This is a genomic window from Nocardioides sp. YJ-D4, assembly GCF_054031495.1.
Genome location: NZ_CM132932.1, coordinates 2,341,397 through 2,359,621, shown reverse-complemented (window position 1 = coordinate 2,359,621; position 18,225 = coordinate 2,341,397). Strand labels below are relative to the sequence as shown.

At 69.1% G+C, this 18,225-nt stretch carries 17 protein-coding genes; 7 read left to right on the top strand and 10 right to left on the bottom strand.

Annotated elements, in window-relative coordinates; translation table 11 throughout:
* Positions 1-21: 21 nt before the first annotated feature.
* Both ACW14X_RS11195 and ACW14X_RS11190 read right to left on the bottom strand, forming a co-directional pair.
* Positions 22-825: an SDR family oxidoreductase gene (locus tag ACW14X_RS11195; protein WP_160025487.1), complete on the bottom strand. Its 804-nt coding sequence runs from the start codon at positions 823-825 to the stop codon at positions 22-24.
* Positions 826-854: 29 nt separating this feature from the next.
* Entirely contained in the window at positions 855-2,342 is a 1,488-nt protein-coding gene (locus ACW14X_RS11190; RefSeq protein WP_457165643.1) for a class I adenylate-forming enzyme family protein, read from the bottom strand.
* 120 nt (positions 2,343-2,462) lie between these two features.
* On the opposite strand from ACW14X_RS11190, the gene ACW14X_RS11185 reads away from it, so the two are divergent.
* Positions 2,463-3,725, top strand: a complete 1,263-nt coding sequence (locus ACW14X_RS11185; RefSeq protein WP_457165642.1) for a PucR family transcriptional regulator — start codon at positions 2,463-2,465, stop codon at positions 3,723-3,725.
* Between the two features lie 2 nt (positions 3,726-3,727).
* Here ACW14X_RS11185 and ACW14X_RS11180 read toward each other — a convergent pair whose 3' ends face one another.
* The 4 genes from ACW14X_RS11180 to ACW14X_RS11165 all read right to left on the bottom strand — a co-directional run bounded on the left by ACW14X_RS11180 (position 3,728) and on the right by ACW14X_RS11165 (position 8,149).
* Entirely contained in the window at positions 3,728-5,140 is a 1,413-nt protein-coding gene (locus tag ACW14X_RS11180) for a phytoene desaturase family protein (RefSeq protein ID WP_160025484.1), read from the bottom strand.
* The gene (locus tag ACW14X_RS11175; protein ID WP_160025483.1) at positions 5,137-6,951 is read right to left on the bottom strand and encodes a DUF3556 domain-containing protein; all 1,815 of its coding nucleotides are present in this window, start codon (positions 6,949-6,951) and stop codon (positions 5,137-5,139) included. The genes ACW14X_RS11180 and ACW14X_RS11175 overlap by 4 nt, the downstream gene beginning before the upstream one ends.
* A 219-nt stretch (positions 6,952-7,170) precedes the next feature.
* On the bottom strand, positions 7,171-7,569 hold the full coding sequence (sodN, locus tag ACW14X_RS11170) for a superoxide dismutase, Ni (protein WP_160025482.1): 399 nt from the start codon (positions 7,567-7,569) through the stop codon (positions 7,171-7,173).
* Between the two features lie 49 nt (positions 7,570-7,618).
* Positions 7,619-8,149, bottom strand: a complete 531-nt coding sequence (locus ACW14X_RS11165; protein WP_457165641.1) for a flavin reductase family protein — start codon at positions 8,147-8,149, stop codon at positions 7,619-7,621.
* A 310-nt stretch (positions 8,150-8,459) separates the two neighbouring features.
* Here ACW14X_RS11165 and ACW14X_RS11160 point away from each other — a divergent pair, with 310 nt between their 5' ends.
* The 5 genes from ACW14X_RS11160 (at position 8,460) to ACW14X_RS11140 (ending at position 13,108) form a co-directional block, all read left to right on the top strand.
* Positions 8,460-9,473, top strand: coding sequence for a TerC family protein (locus ACW14X_RS11160; RefSeq protein ID WP_350838625.1), 1,014 nt, complete (start codon positions 8,460-8,462; stop codon positions 9,471-9,473).
* A gap of 97 nt (positions 9,474-9,570) precedes the next feature.
* Positions 9,571-10,737: a sensor histidine kinase gene (locus tag ACW14X_RS11155; protein ID WP_457165640.1), complete on the top strand. Its 1,167-nt coding sequence runs from the start codon at positions 9,571-9,573 to the stop codon at positions 10,735-10,737.
* Positions 10,734-11,411 carry a response regulator gene (locus ACW14X_RS11150; protein ID WP_457165639.1) on the top strand — a complete coding sequence of 226 codons (678 nt, stop codon included), beginning with the start codon at positions 10,734-10,736 and terminating at the stop codon, positions 11,409-11,411. Before ACW14X_RS11155 ends, ACW14X_RS11150 begins: the two co-directional genes overlap by 4 nt.
* A 75-nt stretch (positions 11,412-11,486) precedes the next feature.
* On the top strand, positions 11,487-12,098 hold the full coding sequence (locus tag ACW14X_RS11145) for a DUF2867 domain-containing protein (RefSeq protein ID WP_457165638.1): 612 nt from the start codon (positions 11,487-11,489) through the stop codon (positions 12,096-12,098).
* Positions 12,095-13,108 carry a hypothetical protein gene (locus tag ACW14X_RS11140; RefSeq protein ID WP_457165637.1) on the top strand — a complete coding sequence of 338 codons (1,014 nt, stop codon included), beginning with the start codon at positions 12,095-12,097 and terminating at the stop codon, positions 13,106-13,108. The genes ACW14X_RS11145 and ACW14X_RS11140 overlap by 4 nt, the downstream gene beginning before the upstream one ends.
* Positions 13,109-13,170: 62 nt before the next feature.
* Here the strand turns inward: ACW14X_RS11140 and ACW14X_RS11135 are convergent, their stop codons facing one another.
* The 4 genes from ACW14X_RS11135 to ACW14X_RS11120 are packed head-to-tail and all read right to left on the bottom strand — an operon-like array spanning position 13,171 to position 16,509.
* A complete protein-coding gene (locus ACW14X_RS11135) occupies positions 13,171-13,650 on the bottom strand; it encodes a DUF1097 domain-containing protein (protein ID WP_457165636.1) in 480 nt (159 codons plus the stop codon).
* 12 nt (positions 13,651-13,662) lie between these two features.
* Entirely contained in the window at positions 13,663-14,697 is a 1,035-nt protein-coding gene (locus ACW14X_RS11130; RefSeq protein ID WP_457165635.1) for an NAD(P)-dependent alcohol dehydrogenase, read from the bottom strand.
* Positions 14,694-15,464 carry an iron-sulfur cluster assembly protein gene (locus tag ACW14X_RS11125; protein WP_457165634.1) on the bottom strand — a complete coding sequence of 257 codons (771 nt, stop codon included), beginning with the start codon at positions 15,462-15,464 and terminating at the stop codon, positions 14,694-14,696. Before ACW14X_RS11125 ends, ACW14X_RS11130 begins: the two co-directional genes overlap by 4 nt.
* Before the next feature lies 1 nt (position 15,465).
* Positions 15,466-16,509 carry an amidohydrolase family protein gene (locus ACW14X_RS11120; RefSeq protein WP_350838611.1) on the bottom strand — a complete coding sequence of 348 codons (1,044 nt, stop codon included), beginning with the start codon at positions 16,507-16,509 and terminating at the stop codon, positions 15,466-15,468.
* A 154-nt stretch (positions 16,510-16,663) separates the two neighbouring features.
* Between ACW14X_RS11120 and ACW14X_RS11115 the strand changes: the two genes are divergently transcribed.
* Positions 16,664-18,136: an AAA-type ATPase lid domain-containing protein gene (locus tag ACW14X_RS11115; protein WP_350838609.1), complete on the top strand. Its 1,473-nt coding sequence runs from the start codon at positions 16,664-16,666 to the stop codon at positions 18,134-18,136.
* The last annotated feature ends 89 nt before the right edge of the window (positions 18,137-18,225 follow it).

Here is an 18,225-nt window from a genome sequence, read left to right as displayed (position 1 = left end):
ACTTGTCATACGTCTAGGTCGTCAGTCGACGAAGATGTCCTTGGCGGGTGCGTCGCCGCCGTACTGGCTCAGGTCGGTGAGGCCGGATGCACGGAGGACGTCGGCGTCGATGAACTCACGGCCGTTCTTGTGCTCGGGTGGCAGGTCGAGGACGACCATGGCCGCGTCGGCCATGATCTGGGGTGATCGGGCTTGGTCCGCGCCGCCGACGACGTTTCGGACCGCGGCGGTGTCGATGAGGGTCTCGGGCCAGAGGCAGTAGGACGAGATCCCGTCGGCAGCGAACTCGGCGGCCCAGCCGAGGGTCAGCAGAGTCATGCCGTACTTCGACGTCGTGTAGGCGGGGTGGACGCCGAGCCAGTGCGGCGCGAGGTTCAGAGGCGGCGAAAGGGTCATGATCGACCCTCGCGACTCGCGCAGCCGAGGGAGGGCGGTGCTGGTCAGAAGCCACGTCCCTCGGATGTTGACCTCGTGCATGAGGGCGAACTTCTTCGTCGGCGTGTCGAGAGTGCCGGCGGTGTGGATCGCGCTGGCGTTGTTGACGACGATGTCGATGCCGCCGAACTCCGTGACAGCGGTCTTGACCAGCCGGGCCACGTCCTCCTCGGAACGTACGTCACCGAGCACCCCGATCGCATTGCCGCCGGATTCGCGGATCGCATCGACGGCGGTGTGGATCGTGCCGGGAAGTTCCGGATGGGGCTGGTCGGTCTTCGCCAGGAGGGCCACGTTGCCGCCCCTCCGGGCGAAGGCCAGCGCGGTCTCGAGTCCGATTCCACGGCTTCCGCCGGACATCACCATCGTCCGTCCGTTGAGGTCACCCATTGTTGTCTCCTTCCGGGGAAGCGGTTCGGTCACTGCGCCGTCTGATCACGGAGAAGACCCTTAACGAGCTTGCCGACGGAGTTCTTCGGCAGCTCGGTGCGGACGTGGATCTGGGTGGGCACCTTGTAGCGGGCCAGGGCCGCGGAGCAGTGTGCGAGCAGGTCGGCCGGGGTGATGGCGAGGCCTGGCTTGGTCGCGACGAACGCGACGGGGACCTCACCGAAGACGTCGTCGGGCTTGCCGACCACGGCGGCTTCGAGGACGGCCGGGTGTCCGTATAGGCACTCCTCGATCTCCTTGGGGTAGATGTTCTCGCCGCCTCGGATGATCATGTCCTTGAGTCGGTCGACGATTCGCAGGAAGCCGTCCTCGTCGATGATCCCCACATCGCCGGTGTGCAGCCAGCCGTCGCGGACGACCTTCGCGGTCTCCTCGGGCCGGCCGAGATAGCCGCGCATCACGTTCGCGCCGCGGATGACCACCTCACCGCGCTGTCCGCGGGGCTGGGGATCCCCGTCGGCCGAGACGACCGCGACCTCTTGGCCCGGCAGTGCGACGCCGACGGTGCCGGGTTTGCGGGGGCCGTCGACCGGGTTGATGGTGGACACCACGCTGCCCTCGGAGAGCCCGTATCCCTCGATGACAGGGACCTGGAAGCGCTCCTCGAAACGGGTGATGAGCTCGGCCGGCATGGGTGCCGCGCCACAGATCACGAACCGCAGCGACGAGGTGTCGACCGTACGGTGGGTGCGAGCGTCGAGGACGGCGTAGATCGTCGGTACGGCAGAGAAGTACGTCGGTCGGTGGGTCTCGACCACGTCCCAGAAGGTGTCCGGCGAGAACCGTGGTCCCACCACGACGTTGCCGCCGGCGCGGAGGACGGAGAGCACGCTGGCCACCAGTCCGTTGACGTGGAAGAGAGGCAGCACAAGGAGGCTGGTGTCGCCGCCGGTGAGCGAGAAGTGCTCGATGATCGAGGTGCTCATGGCCGCCAGGTTGGCGTGATCGAGCAGCACGCCCTTCGGCTTGCCGGTGGTGCCACTGGTGTAGATGACCAGGGCGAAATCCGAGACAACCGATGCAGGTTCGCGTATGGGCACGGGAGTCTGCGTCGGCTCATGGATCGTCTGCACGTCCACCCACGCGACGCCGACCGCCTGGGCCACGTCGCCGGCGTGCTCGTCGCCCACGATCACCGCCGACGTGGAGTCCTGCACCTGGTAATGGATCTCCTCGTCGGTCAGCGCGGGGTTCACCGGTGACATCGCGGCGCCTCGGAGCCACGCCGCGAACATGGTGGTGACGATCTCGACCCGGTTGTGGAGCAGGACCGCGACCGTGTCGCCGGAGGACACCCCGAGGGACGCGAACCGATCCGCGAGGCGCCTTACCGCCTGGGCGAAAGTGGCGTTGTCGAGGACACGGTCGCCGTCTTGGATGCAGGGCCCGTCGGGATCGCTCGCCGCGCGGAGAAAGGGGATCTGCGTCAGCTCGCTGGAAAGGGTCGAAACGTTCATGTCCGGGACGCTAGATCCGCGCCTCGGGGTGCGGCACTGGTGCACGGCGCCAGACCTTCACGGCTCGTTCGTCCCCCGAGAACAGTGAGTGGCGTCACATCGTGCTGCGAGACTACGGACATGGAGGACGAGGAGCTGCGCGGGCAGGTGGCGACGGTCGCGTCGGCGTTGAACGACCGCCTAGGGGAGCTCACGTGCCTGATCCGTGACGTGCTTGCCAGCAGGATCGTCGAGCTCCAGGGCGACGCGGCGATCATCGACCTGCTGGAGTCGAGCGTCGCCGGCAACGTCGAGAACATCCTGCACTCGCTCCGACACTGGATCCCGGTCGAGAAAATCGAGCCGCCGTCTGCAGCGTTCGAGTACGCCCGGCGCCTCGCTCAACGTGGCGTCCCGGTCAACGCCCTGGTGCGCGCGTACCGCTTGGGTCAACAGCATCTGCTGAAGGAGGCGTACGCCGAGTGCGTGCGTCGGCATTCCGCGCCCGAGGTGCAGGCCATGGTGTATCAACGGATCGTCACGGTCACCTTCGACTACATCGACTGGATCTCTCAGCGTGTGGTCACTGTGTACGAGACCGAGCACGAGCGCTGGCTGACCGAGCGCAACACCGCCAGGTTCGGCCGGATCCAGGACCTGATCAGCGGCGCGACCGACGACGTCGACGCTTCCGAGTCGATCATCGGTCATCGGCTGCGAGTCCGACATCTGGGTGTGGTCCTGTGGGTGCACGAGACCGGCGCGCAGCAGGACCAGCTGACCCGGTTCAACCGGGCCGTGTCGGCGGTGGCTGAGGGGTTCGGCTCGGGCAGTCCCTTGGTCGTCTCGCGCGATCGGGCGAGCGCATGGGCTTGGATCCCGGTTCCGGACGGATTCAGCCCGGACCCGGTCGTCATACGGCCGCTGCTGGATCATGCGGCCGGTCCGCCGCTGCCGATGATTGCGTTCGGTCGGCCGCATGCCGGGCTCGCAGGCTTTCGGCAGACCCACCTCGAGGCTGTGCAGGCTCAGCGCGTCGCCATGATCCGGGAGGACCCGAGCCACCCGGTGACCGCGTTCAACGAGCCCGGTCTCAACGTGGCCGCGCTCCTCGCGCAGGACGTGGAACAGACCCGGTGGTGGGTTCAGGAGACGCTGGGCGACCTCGCCCGCGATGACGAGCAGCACGTTCGCCTGCGCGAGACGCTGCTGCTCTTCTTCCGGCACGACAGCAGCTACACCGCGACGGCCGAAGCGATGGTCATGCACAAGAACTCGGTGAAGTATCGGGTGACGAGTGCCGAGAAGATCCTCGGCCGTCCGATCGGCGACGACCGTCAGGCACTCGAGCTCGCGCTGACGGCCTGCCACTGGCTGGGGCAGGCCGTTCTGTCGCGGGACTAGGTTCACCGCAGCTCCGCGAGCGCCTTCCGGGCGGCGTTGTAGCCGCACATCCCGTGAGCGCCCGGCCCCGGAGGCGTGGCCGCCGAACACTGGTACAGGCCGGGCTTCCCGAGGCTGTAGGGCGAGGTGGTCAGGCGTGGCCCGAAGACGAGCTGACGGATGTCCTTCGCCCCGGTGATGATGTCGCCGCCGACGAAGTTGGGGTTGTAGACGGCCATCTCGGTCGTCGATCGGACCGCCACGCCGACCACTCGCTCGCGGAAGCCGGGGGCGAACCGTTCGAACTGGCCCATGATCGCGTCGGTGGCGTCGCCGGTATAGCCATACGGCACGTGCGCGTAGCTGTAGACGGGGTGCACGTCGCCCGCCGAGCGCTGAGGGTCGGCGAGGTATTGCTGCCCGACCAGCACGAAGGGTCGCTCCGGCATCTGTCCGGCCGCGATCTGCTTCTCGGTCGCGACCGTCTCGGCGAAGGTGCCGCTCAGGTGGAGGCTGCCGGCACGCCGCGCCTCCATGCTCGTCCAGGGGACGCCGCCGTCGACGGCGAAGTCGACCTTGAAAGCCCCGGGGCTGCGGCGGAAGCGACTGAAGGCACGTGCGACCCGCGGGGGCAGTTGATCGCCGAGGATCCGTGCGATCGACTCGGGGGCGAGGTCGAACATCGTGATGTCGGTGTGGGGCAGCTGGCTGGCCGTCTCGATGCGTACGCCCGTCTCGATCTTGCCGCCGAGGTCGGTCAGGAGTGCCGCCATCGCGTCGGTGATCGCCCGGGATCCGCCCTCGGCGACCACCCAGCCGTTGTGGTGGCCGGCGGTGATGATCCCGACCCCGATCGCGGAGCTGAGGGGACGGTCGAGCGGCTGGAAGGCGTGCGCGGCGACCCCGCCGAACAGCGCCCGGCCCTGCTCGGTGCGGAAGACCTTGGCCAGCACCGTGGCCGGCAGTGTCGTGGGCAGTCCGAAACGGGCCATGCCCAGCGGGTGCCGGGGCACCCGCACCAGCGGTTGCATGATGTCCTCGGCCAGCCGGTCGAAGTGCTCGGCGTTCCGCTCGAACAGCCGGCTCCAGGCTTTGCCGTCGGCGCCGAGACCCGCCGCGGTCTGGGCCACCGACCGGCGCAGCACGCCGGCCGAACCGTCGTCGAGCGGGTGCGCGCAGTCGATATCGGCGGTCCGCCAGCGCAGGCCGTATCGCTCCAGATCGTGCTGCCGTCCGAAGGCGGACGTCGGGCCCATCGGGTGGAATGCAGCGCAGTGGTCGTGCAGCAGACCGGGCAGGATGCCCTCGCTGCTCCGGGCGCCTCCGCCGATCTCTTCATGGCCTTCGAGCACGGTGACGTCCACACCTGCGGCCGCGAGCTCGACGGCGGCTGCGAGACCGTTGGGTCCGCTGCCGACCACCACCGCGGTGGTCACGACGTCACCTCCCGACGGGACTGCAGGCGAGGGGGCTGGGTGAAGCTCCGCGAGGTGATGTTCAGCGGGATCGGGCCGTTCGGCAGCCAGGGCTGTTCGGCGACCGCATCTGCGACGTTCCAGGTGCCCCGCTCGACCACTCCCAGAGCAGCATCCATCACGTAGTACTCCTGGGTCTTCTTGTGGATCGGCTGCGACTCGACCCAGACAACCACGAACTCGCCCGGCTCGAAGCCGATCCGCCTCTGGATCGCCTCGATGAGCTGGTCGTCATGGAGGTGGCCGTCGCCGAAGTTCCAGCCGATCACGACGTTGCAGCAGAACTCCGCCTCGCGCAGGCTGTACGCCTCGTAGTCCTCGCCGAGGTAGTTCTGCAGCACCGAGAAGAGGCCACGTCCCTGGCTGTGCATCGACCGCCACGCCATCGTCATCTGCATCGTCATCTCGGCGGCGTCCGGGTCGTAGCCCATCCCCTCGACCAGCTGGTCGATCTGGTTCTTCGCCGGCTTCTTGAGCTGGTTGAGCTTCTCCTCCGCACCCGGTGCGAACGCCCAGGTGGCCGAGGCCCAGTTGCCGGCGTACTGCCGCATCGAAGGCAGGAAGGAGACCAGGTCGGGTCGGAGGTTGCCCAGCACGGGGAAGAACATCAGCGCGGCCACGAAGACCGGCAGCATCCAGCCGGCGCTGAAGTCGAGAACGCCGTAGCCGTCGCCGACCGGGTGCCCGGCGAACAGGAAGACGGTGATGTAGGCGAACAGGAGGTTCCACTCGAGCGGCACGGCCAGCGGGAACGTCGAGGTGATGAACAGGTGGAAGAGCACCATGCAGCCCACGGCCAGCAGAGTCAGCGGCCAGTACGGGCTGAACAGCAGCACCAGCGGCACGACGAGCTCGGCGGTCGTACCCATCACATGGGCCATGAACCAGGCGAGCTTCGACGGCTTGAGGTCGTGGGGGAGCGCCCGGTAGTGCATCTTCTTGATGAAGCGCGGGACGAACGGTGCGTTCGACACCATCGGAGGTACGACGTTCTCGAAGTGCGCGTTCATCTTGGAGGTCGCGGCGCCGATCCAGACGATGACGATGAGGAGCTTGGCGGCAATGATCACGTCGGTATAGGTCAGGACCGTTCCGGCCAGGCTGAAGAAGACAAGCGCCGGCCAGTACTGCTCACCGCGAGCCGCGAGGAAGAGGATCTTGTCCCGCAGGCCGCACAGGACCAGCAGCACGGCAGGAATCAGCGTGAGCGTGGGATCGACGAGGCCGCCGCTGATCTCGGGGCGGACCGCCGTCAGCGAGTCCACCTGCACCCCGCTCGATGCGGCTGCGACCAGCAGGCTCACGAGGCACGCGACGTACAGCACGACATCGAAGACGGTGCGGTTGTCACCCTTGGTGAAAGGCACGACCTTCGACCAGGGTGGCAGCCGGATCGTGCCCGGGCGTGCCCAGTACGTCACGCCGCCGGTCATCGGCTTGAAGTGTGCCGCGAGCGGACCCCAGGTGCCGCCGATACCGAACAGCTCGAGGAACACCGTCCATAGGAGGAGCTTCTGGTAGACGATCGGCTCGTCCCACCACTGAGTGACAGCCAGCGGACCGCCCACGTCGGAGGTCAGCGTCGCCAGGAGCACGCCGCCGGTGATGTAGAGCGCCAGCAGCTTCACGATGTAGATGGTGTGCACCATCTTCGGGGTGCCGAAGCCGTACTCGGCCCAGAAGTCGGCCAGGAAATGCAGCCGCTCCTGACGCGGTCTGGTGAGGAACTCCGCGGGATCGACCTGCGGGACATTGGGCGTGAGGAAAGGCATGATCTGCTCCTTGGTCGGGGCGGGCTTGGTGACGACCTGCCTCGACCGTAGGTACGCGCCCACCTCCACCGGCACGGCTCCGCCGACCAAAGATCCGGACAGTCTTCGTCGCCCGTCGACAAGCACCCCAGACGTCGAAAGAACTCCCGGACCTACGACTCGTGGTCCGGGAGTTCTCGGCTCCCCGCGGGGCTCGGTGCGGGGATCAGGCCTGCTTGTTCACGCCGCCTTCTTCGTCGCCCAGAAGATCTCGGCGATCTCGTCGATCTTGGCGAGGAGCTTGTCGGCGACCTCGAGGTCGAGGGTGCCCTTGGTGCCGGAGGCGCCGGCGAGCTTGGTGGCCTCGTTGACGAGGGTGTGGAGCTGGGGGTAGGCCTCGAAGTGCGGGGGCTTGAAGTAGTCGGTCCACAGCACCCAGAGGTGGTGCTTGACCAGCTCGGAGCGCTGCTCCTTGATGATCACCGCGCGGGTGCGGAAGTCGGGGTCGTCGCTGTCCAGCGCCTTGGCGATGACGGCCTTGACGGACTCGGCCTCGATGCGGGCCTGGGCGGGGTCGTAGACGCCGCAGGGCAGGTCGCAGTGGGCCGAGACCTCGATGGTGGGAGCGAACAGACGCATTCTTGGTTCCTCTCGGTGGTGTGGTGGAGCGACCGTCGGGGGCCGACGGTCAGGAGGCCTTCTCGGGCAGGATGCGGTCGAGCGGGAGGGTGCTGGCAGAGGGGCCGAGCGACCAGTAGTTGCGGTCGTGGTGCAGGAGCGGGTCGGTGGACTCGCCGAGGCTGATCGCATCGACCTCGAGCAGCACCAGCCACGCCTCGCCGGCGGGGATGACGCGGGCCACGCGCCCGTAGAAGCTGGCCGCGGCGTCGTGCAGGGCCGGCGGCTCCCCGTGCGGGAGCGTCCAGCCCTGGGCGAGCGTGAACCGCGGCGCAGTCCGGTCGGCGAAGGCGGCGGCCACGTCGGCCTGGGACTCGGTCAGGACGTGCACCGCGAGACGGTCGCTCCCGGTGAGTGCCGGTCCGGACCGCCCGGACCGGGAGACCGAGAACGACAGCATCGGCGGGTTGGCGCTGACCGAGGCCACGCTCGACACGGTTGCCCCGACGGGTCCGGTCTCGGTCGAGGCGGCGACGATGGCGACGCCGGTGGGATATCGACGGAAGCCGGCCTTGAACTGGTCGGTGAGTGTGTCGCTCACACCCCCTCCTCTCTCTGTTGGCAGTGACGCTAAAACATCAAGTCCGGTTGAGGTCCAGTCATCCACGCTGTGATCGCTGACTCATCTGGTTGTCCGCGGCTGGGATCATGTGGAGTGGCGGGAGTGCAACTTGTTAGACTGGTTGCGCACTTGTCATACAACTCGGGTTGGTGTGCTGCCGTACGCCGATTCCGGTTCCGTCGCCGATGCCGTCGACGGACGCCGCGCCCGCTACGACTTCGAAGGTTTGACCTCGGTCGCCTAACCTTCCCAAAGAACCGCTCTGCCTCACGATCTAAGGAGTCCCTTCGTGGACGTCTCCCCTCTCATCTGGTGGTTGACCATCGGCATCGCCAGCGCTGTGCTGCTCTTCGATGTGCTCGTCATCGGCCGGCGACCGCACGAGCCTTCGCGTCGGGAGCTGATCGTCGCGCTGAGCGTCTACATCGGCCTGGCGATCCTGTTCGGCATCGGTGTCTTCGTGTTCTCCGGCCCGAAGTACGGCACGGAGTTCTTCGCGGGCTGGCTGACGGAGTACTCGCTGTCGGTCGACAACCTGTTCATCTTCATCATCATCATGTCGAAGTTCGCGGTGCCTCGGCAGTTCCAGCAGAAGGCGCTGCTGATCGGCATCATCTTGGCGCTGGTCTTCCGCGGCATCTTCATCGCTGTCGGCGCCGCGGCGATCGAGAACTTCAGCTGGGTCTTCTACCTGTTCGGTGCCTTCTTGATCTACACCGCGGTCAAGCTGGCCATGGAGGGCGGCGAGGACGAGGACGAGTACGAGGAACCGGCCGTGGTGAAGTTCCTCGAGCGCCACATCCCGCTGACCTCGCAGTGGGGCGACAACGCGAAGATGTTCGTCCGGGAGAACGGCAAGCGGATCGCGACCCCGATGTTCGTGGTCATCTGCGCGCTCGGCACGACCGACCTGCTGTTCGCGCTCGACTCGATCCCGGCGATCTACGGTCTGACCAACGAGGCCTACCTGGTCCTGACCGCCAACATCTTCGCCCTGATGGGTCTGCGCCAGCTCTACTTCCTCATCGGTGGTCTGCTGGAGCGGCTGGTCTACCTGTCCTACGGTCTGGCGATCCTGCTCGGGTTCATCGGCCTCAAGCTCGTCTTCCACGCGCTCCACGAGAACGAGCTGCCCTTCATCAACGGTGGACACCACGTCGAGTGGGCGCCCGAGATCCCGATCTCCGTCTCCCTCAGCGTCATCGTCGGCATCCTGGCCATCACCACCATCCTGAGCCTGCTGAAGTCGCGCAGCATGACCGAGAAGGAGCGCGACGACGCCACCGGTCCGCGCAGCATGTGACGCTTCGTCGACAGTCCCGCTGAGCCGGGACGGCCCGCAGGCCCTCTCCGATCGGAGAGGGCCTGCGGTCGTTCTCGGGCAGCACTAGGGTGAGCCCATGACCGTGGCAGCTGCTCCCGGACCTCGCTGGCTCGGGGACGCCGGACAGGTCGCGTTGGCCGGGGCGCTGGCGCTCGTGCTGCTGCCGGTCGGGTGGACCTCGGTCGTCGACGGCGAGGTCAGCACGGCGTGGGAGATCGCGCTCCTGGTCGCGCTGGTGGCGCTTCACGCCGCGGTGGCCACCGCCCGGCGCTGGCCGCTGCCGTCGTACGCCGTCGGGGCGCTGGCCGAGCTGGTGCTCGTGGCCGCGCCGGATCTGAGCGGGCCGACGGCCGAGGCGGCGGGAAGCGCGTACGGGCCGGTGCTGCTGCCCAGCAGCCTGTGCTTCTTCGTGCTGCTGTACGCGGTGAGTGCGCAGGACCGGCGACCGTGGCCCGGGATCGTGCTCGGCATCGGGCTGGTGGGATGCCTGCTGACCGTCGTACGTCTCTCGGGGTTCGACGGCACCGGGCTGCAGGGGTGGACGTGGTGGCTGATGGTGGCCACCGCGACGGTCGCGGCCACGGTGGCGGCATGGGCGCTCGGCCGGTTCCGGGCGACCCGGGCCGCGTGGATCGACCAGCTTGCCGACCGCGCCGCCGCCGAGGAGCGCCAGCGCATCGCCCGCGAGATGCACGACGTGGTCGCGCACTCGCTCGCGGTCGTGGTCAGCCATGCCGAGGCCGGCCGGATGGTCGTCGGGCAGCAGCCGGAACGGGCCTCGGGCATCCTCGACACCATCGCGACCACGGGCCGCGAAGCCCTCACGGAGATGCGCGGGCTGCTCGGCGTGCTCGGTGGCGAGTCCTCGACCGAGCCGCAACCGGGGCTGGCCGACATCGGTGACCTCGTCGAGCGGACGCGAGCGGCAGGACTGACGGTCCGGCTCGAGGTGGACGAGCCCGGTCAGGTCGCGCCCGCCGTCGGGCTGACCGCCTACCGCGTCGTGCAGGAGGCGCTCACCAACGTCACCCGCCACGCAGGTTCGGGAGCCGTCGCGACGGTGTCGGTGACCCGCACCGCACGCCACCTCACGATCGAGGTCAGCGACGACGGCGTGGGGATCCAGCGACCACCCGGCCGCGGCCTGCGCGGTATGCGCGAACGGGTCACGGCGGTGGGTGGAACCCTCGAGGCCGGGCCGAGCGACGAGGGCTGGCGCGTACGCGCCATGATGCCGCTATGAGCGAGGAAGAGGCCCCGATCCGCGTCGCGATCGTCGACGACCAGGAGCTGATGCGCTCGGCGCTCCGGATGATGGTGGAGAGCCAGCCGGACCTCGAGCTCGCCGGGGAAGCGGCCGACGGTCACGAGGCGCTCGCCCTGGTGCGTACGAAGCGGGTCGACGTGGTCCTGATGGACCTGCGGATGCCCCGCCTCGACGGTATCCAGGCGACGGCCGCGATCACCGAGGAGCAGCCGGACACGCGGGTGGTGGCGCTGACGACGTTCGATCTCGACGACTACGCGTTCCCGGCGATCCGGGCGGGCGCCAGCGGCTTCCTGCTCAAGGACGCCCGGGCCGAGGAGATCGTGGCCGCGATCCGCACCGTCCACGCGGGTCACGCGGTGGTCGCGCCGTCGACGACCCGCCGTCTGCTGGAGCATGTGGCGACCGCGCCGGCCCCGGACAGCGGTCGGGTCGCCGACATCCGGGCGACCCTGACGCCGCGCGAGCTCGACATGCTCCTCGAGCTCGCCACCGGCGACAGCAACGCCGAGATCGCGCGCCGCGTCCACCTCTCCGAGGCGACGGTGAAGACGCATGTCGGCCATGTGCTCGCCAAGCTCGGCCTGCGCGACCGGGTGCAGGCGGTCGTGCTGGCGTACGAGACCGGGTTGGTCGGACCCCGTAGCTGAGTCTCATCCTGGGGGATGAGGTGCCCGCGACCTGAGGGCGACGAACCCCCGGCGAGCGCGGACCAGTGTGGAGACATGACCACACAAGCATCCACGAGACCGCTTCCGTCGGGCGTCTACTCCAGCAGGCCCTGGCGCATCCACGAGATCACCGAGGACTTCGAGCTGGAGGACGTCTGGGCACTGCCCGTCCAGGGCGGCGCCGATGATCTCCCGCGCTTCGTCGATTCGATGATGAGCGGTGACGACCGCGACTTCCCGGCGGCGTACCGCCTCCTCTTCGCGATCCGCTGGGCGCTCGGCCGGCTGCTCGGCGCCGACGAGGCCGAGCACGGGCTCGGGCAGCGCGTCGAGTCGCTGCGCGACCGGCTGCCCGATGACCTCCGCGACCACCCCGCGCCCGAGCGCGACGACAGCCCGTTCCAGCCGCTCTACCTGACGGATCGGGAGTACGCCGCGGAGATCGCCAACCGCACGATGCACGGTGTCCTGCACCTCGGCTGGGTCGAGGACGAGCGCTCGCCGGGCGGCTACAGCGCGCAGATGAGCGTGCTCGTGCGGCCCAACGGACTGCTCGGCGACGCCTACATGAGCTTCATCAAGCCGTTCCGCTACCTCGTCGTCTACCCGGCGCTTCTGCGCACGGTCGGCCGGCGCTGGGAGACCGCTCAGGGGGTGGACCGATGAGCATCACGATGGAACGTACGCAGCACCGCTCCGTCGTGCTGCGCGCGGCGCCCTGGGCGGCCGGCGCCTGGACCCTCGTCTTCGGCGCCCTGGTCGGGCTCGCCCTGCTGGGCAGGGCACCGGATCCGTGGGTCCCCGATGCGGCCTCGCCGCTCGGCGCTCTGAGCGGCACCCAGATGTCCTGGGTGATCGCGGTGCTCGCGCTCCTCGCCCTGGCTGCCGGGGGCGCGGTCGCGAAGGTGCGGACACCGCGTACGACGAGAGCGACAGGGTGGCTCCTGATCGTCCTCGGGCTCGTCGTCGCCGTGGTCGTCTCCGACGTCCGCGCGCTGATGTTCCTCGGCTATCTGCCTCAGGTCCTGCTTGCGATGGCCGGGCTCGGACCGGGCGCTGGACAGCTCGAGTGGCGTCTTTTCGTCGACTCGGGTGTCGCTCTGGCGCATGCTGCCGGCGGACTTGCCATGGTCGTCGCTGGTGTCACCCTGCTCGGGAAGGCCGAGCCTGGCCGGCGTCTGGACTGGGGCCACTGGGCACGCTGGGGGCGTCCTGCGGTGGCGGTCGCTGTCGTCGTACCTCTTCTCTACGCCGTTACCCGGATCGCCTGGGCGCTGAACATCCCGCTCGGGATCAGCCGCGAGATGCTGGACGACCTCGGCGCGGGGAAGTGGGCCGGCTTCGGGCTCGCGGCCTTCGCCGTGGTCGGGGCGGTCCTGACCCGGGGGTTGGTGGCGCGCTGGGGCGAGGTGTTCTGGCGCTGGGTGCCCCGCATCGGCGGGCATCCGGTCCCGGTCGCGATGGCCCTGGTGCCGGGGATCCTGGTCGCCGGCACGGTCACGTCCGCCGGGATCTCCTTCTGGCGGATGGCGATCGCGGACGACCTCTGGACGGTCCCTGGAGCCACTTCGGACTGGGGCGCATGGGCGCCGGAGATGCTCTGGCCGATCTGGGGCGTCGCGCTCGCCGTCGCCTGCCTCGCCTACCTGGGGCGGCGCACCGCGGGACGCGGATGACGTACGGATCCCGCTCGACCTGGAATCACCCCAGGTCAAGCGGGATCGGCGCGTTCAGCCGGTCAGGGCTGGGTGGCGCGGACCGGCTGCCCCGATCGTTCGACCGCGGCCTGGATCCGGCGACCGGTGATGTCCGAGAGCCACCCGAGGCAGGCACCGACCACCAGCGCGATGAGAGTGCCGCCGAGGTCGAACGAGGTGCCGAAGATGACTGCCGTCCCGGCGAAGGCGCCGGGGATGAAGGACAGCAGGTCCACGGCCGCCTGCAGGCACAGGATGAATGCGACGACCGTGACGACCAGGGCGACCGCCCCGGTGAAGGTGGCGTACGTCAGGACCAGGCTCGCTCCGTAGCCCCACAGGGCGCCGGCGAGGTTGGCCGCGAGACCTTTCTGGAAGCCTGCGCGGCCACCTCCGGCGGCGAAGTAGCAGGCCCAGGCGACGAACCCGACCCAGGTGATGAGCGTGAGCTCGATGCTCACCTGGGTCCAGATGCCCGCGAGCACGCCGACCGAGATGCCGATTCCGAGGAGACTCTTCATGACGTCGCCTCCTCAGGGGACCAGGATCGCGCGGCCACGGACCCGGCCGGCGTCGAGGTCGGAGATGGCGGACTGGAAGTCGTCGAGGGCGTACTTCTGCGTGTGCAGCGTGACGGCCCCACGGGCGGCGAGCGCCATCAGGTCGCACAGGTCGTTGTAGGAACCCACCAGGTTGCCGATGAAGTTGATCTCGGCCGAGATGATGTCGATGGTCGGCACATCGATGTTCTCGCCGTAGCCGACGACGTGGTAGTCGCCCGCCTGGCGGAGCATCCGGACCCCTTCCGCGGTCGCACCGCCCTCGCCGACGAAGTCGATGAGGACCTCGGCGCCGGCACCGTCGGTGAGCTCGAGCACCTGGTCGACCTGGGTGCCCTCGGCGACGACGCCGTGGTCGGCGCCGATGTCGAGGGCGAGCTTCACCGCGTCCGGGTTGCGGTCGACGACGATCAGCTCGGCAGGGCTGAGTGCCTTGAGGACCTGGATGCCGATGTGCCCGAGCCCGCCGGCGCCGATGACCACGCACCTGTCGCGCGGGGTCAGCCGACGGGCGGCCTTCGCGGCCGCGTGGTAGGCGGTCAGGCCGGCGTCGGCCAGGGCAGCCACATCGGCAGGCTCCAGGGAGTCGTCGATCTTCACCACGGAGCGGGCGGAGGTCTTCAGGTACTCGGCGTAGCCGCCGTTGGTGTCGATACCGGGGAACTGGTTGAGCTCGCAGTGCACGTCGTCGCCCGAGCGGCAGGCGCGGCACAGCCCGCAGGTGATCAGCGGGTGCAGGATCACCTTGTCGCCCTCGGCGACGTTGGTGACGGCGGCACCGACCGCGTGCACCCAGCCGGCGTTCTCGTGGCCGATCGTGTAGGGCAGCGTGACGCCGGACTTCTCCTCCCACTGCCCCTCCAGGATGTGCAGGTCCGTGCGGCACACGCCGGCGCCGCCGATCCTGACGACGACGTCGAACGGGCCGGTCGGCTCGGGAGCCGGGACCTCGGCCATCGCCAGCGGCTGGTGGTAGCCGACCACCTGGACGGCTCGCATGGTGCTCATGATGATGCTCCTTCTCGGTGCAGGTCGGTCAGAGGTACGAAGGCGGGCGAGGTGACCTCCTCGCCATAGCGCGTGGCCAGCAGGCCACGGCAGAAGTGCGCGTTCCCGTCGATCGAGATCCGGGTCGAACGCGCCCTCCGCAGCGCCAGCGGGATGTCGCCGGGCCGCTCGTTGTCGTGGTCGACCAGGACGTACGCCTCCGGTAGGTCGGGCAGGCCGAGGATCGCCCGGCGCCGCCTGAGCGAGGCGGTGAAGTCGTCGTCCGGCAGGTCCCCGAGACGGACCTCGCCCACGGCGTCCTCGGCCAGGTCCGGCTGCCCCCTCAGCAGCCGGGTCAGGCAGCGCTCGAGCGCCGCCGTGTGGGCCTTGCGGTGGAAGGTGGTCCGCAGCTCGTCCAGCGACGACTCGGCCTCGTGGCGGAACGTGCCGAGATAGCCGGCATCGGCCGCCAGCCCGGCGTTGATCAGATCGGAGTCGTGGTGGTCGTCGAGCTCGACGACCACTTGGTCGGTCCACGGCAGCGCGGTCAGCGCGTCCTTGGCGTCGCTCGCCATCAGGTAGGCGAAGTTGGGGGAGCAGAACGACGTCGGCAGCCGCAGATGGACCTCGACCCTGACCGTCTCGCCGTCCGGTGCGCTGGGGGAGACGGTCAGCGACCGGACGAAGCCCAGGTCGGTGATGGGCTCGTCGAGCTCGGGGTCGACGACCGCGTGAAGCGCGGCGTACGCCTCGGCGGATCGGGTGTTCTCGCAGGTCAGCAAGGTCATGTCACACCGCCGCGAGGTCTGCCCGCTCGGGCTCACGGGGACCTGTCGCGGTCTCGTCCGCCTCGGGCAGCCGCAGCTCGGCGGGCACCTCCAGGCCGTACATCTTCGCGGCGTTGAGGCCCAGGATCTTCTTCTTCTGCGCGACGGTGAGCGGGGCGTACTCGGTCATGTCCTCCGGGATCTGGAAGTCGACGAACCGCTCGATCAGCCACTTCGGCGTCCAGATCGCATAGTCGGAGGAGAACTGGATCCGGTCCTCGCCGATCCAGTAGACGAGCTCGCCGAGGATCTGCGCGAAGTAGCGCGGCCGGGTGTGGATGAACGGCATCGCGACCGCCAGCCCACCGTGCACGTTGGGCTCCTGGGTGGCGATCCAGCAGAAGTCCTCCAGCCGTGGCAGGCCGACGTGCTCGACGATGAAGTTGAGGTCGGTGAAGTCGCTGGCGACGTGGTCGATGTCGGCGACGTCGAACGCGTCGCGGTCCAGCGGCCGGATCGTCGGGCCCTTGTGGACGTGGATGTTGGTGATCCCGAGCTCGCGGCAGGCCTCGAAGTAGCGGTACGCCCAGGGGTCGGTCAGCTTCCAGCCGCGCGACTCCCCGTGCCACTCGGCGGTGTAGAGCTTCACGCCCTTGAGCCCGAGCCGCTCGGCGTCGGCGTGGAGCTGTTCGAGCCCGGCCTCGCCGTTGCGGGGGTCGAAGTGGTGGTTGTACGTCAGCCTGTCGGGGTGCTTCGCCGCCAGCTGCGAGGCTTCCTCGGTCTGCCCGAACCCGTTCGTGTAGAACTCGCCCAGGTGGGCCGGCTGGAAGATCGCGTGGTCGACGTAGCCGACCTCGAACAGGTCGTGCATCAGCCGCTCGCCGCCCTGGTAGAGGTAGTCCTCGTAGGACCAGTGCTCCGCCTCGGGGGAGAGGTTGCGGTGGTAGTCGTAGAAGCAGTCGATGAACTGCTTGCCATGGATGTTGCGCTGGTTCTCCGGCCGGGCGTCCCAGAGAGCGACGTGGGCGTCGACGATGAAGTACGACTCGTTGTTCTTGGTGTACATCGGGTTCCTCCGATCTGTGGCTTTCGTCACAGGACGCTAGGGCGGCGGCGACGCGCAGATCAGGGGTGCGGCGTCTCAATGTGAGACCTCGACCGTCTCAATCTGAGACGCCGTCCGGCCGTCTCCGCCGACCGGCGGATGTAACGTCGATCACATGACAGGGCGTCATCCGATCGCGCAGCGCACCGCGGCCGTCGACGCGTCGGCATTGGCGCCGCGCGTACGCGCCTCCTGGCAGCGCAGCCAGGAGTACGGGGTCTCCGTCGAGGAGGTCGACCCGGTCTTCTCCGGCGCCTACGACCAGGAGTCGCTCTTCTTCCAGTGCGGCCAGGAGGTGCTCGACGACCTCCACCGGACGCTCGTCGGCGAGCCGGTCAGCCTGATGCTCACCGATCCCGTCGGCCTGGTGCTCAACCGGCTCAGCGGAGACCAGCAGCTGCTCCGGGACCTCGATGCCGTCCACCTGGCGCCGGGGTTCAGCTACGCCGAGCGCGCGGCGGGCACCAACGGGCTCGGTCTCGCGCTGGCCGACCGGACACCCACCGTGGTCCGGGCCGAGGAGCACTACTCGCTCTCGCTGTGCAGCTACACCTGTGCCGCCGCACCGGTGATCGACCCGATCAGCGGACGCCTGGAGGGGAGCGTCAATCTGACCACCTGGTCGGAGTCCTCCCACGACCTGCTGCTCGCCCTGGCGCAGTCGGCGGCCAGCAACACCGCGTCGCTCATGCTCGCCCGCGCCCACGGCCGCTCGCCACGCCCGGCTCCGCGCGGTGAGGTGTTCCGGGTCGAGGCGCCTCGGCTGGAGCCGGGCGCCGGCAGCCTCCGCGACCTCTCCTCCGCCTGGTGCGAAGCGCTGGGCAGTGTCCGCGACGCGCTTCGGGTCGGCCGACGGGTCGCCGTGGTCGGGGAGCCGGGGGTGGGGCGTACGACCCTGGTCGCCCAGGCGTTCCGCGACCTGCGGCCCCGCGACCGGATCCTGGCGGCCTCCGCCCCGGAGCCGGCCGACGCCGAGGCCTGGCTGTCGCTGTGGACGCCGGAGCTCGCCAAGCAGGACACCGCGGTGGTCGTACGCGACGTGAACATGCTTCCCGCCTGGGTGGCCGAGCGGCTGCACGCCCTGCTCGTCGAGGCGGCGCCCGGGGCGGTCGCAGGCGTGCCGTTCGCGATGACCGCCGAGTCCTTCGACGGCATCCCGGCGGCCCTGGCCGACCTGGTCGACACCGTGGTCGAGGTGCCGCCGCTGCGGGAGCGGCCCGAGGACGTCCTTCCACTGGCGCATCAGGTGGGGCTGCGGGTGCGGGGCCGGGAGATCGCGCTGACGCCAGCCGCGGAGCGGGCGCTGCACGACCACGGCTGGCCGGGCAACGTCGCCGAGCTCGTCCACGTCGTCCAGCGGGCCGTGAGCGCCGGTGACCTGATCGACCTGCGTCACCTTCCCGCCGACGTACTCTCCGACACCAGGCGGCCGCTGTCCCGCATCGATGCCTTCGAACGCGGAGAGATCGTCCGCGTGCTGACCCGCCCGGGGATCACCATGCAGGAGGCGGCAGCGGAGCTCGGGATGTCGCGCGCCACCGTCTACCGGAAGGTGCAGCAGTACGGCATCAGGCTTCGGCCGGGTTAGCCCGCGGGGGAGTCGAACTCTTGGCCAAGTCCAGGAAAACTCTCGGCTGAGGCCGGGGCGTCAGGGGTGCTCACCAGGGACTATGGACC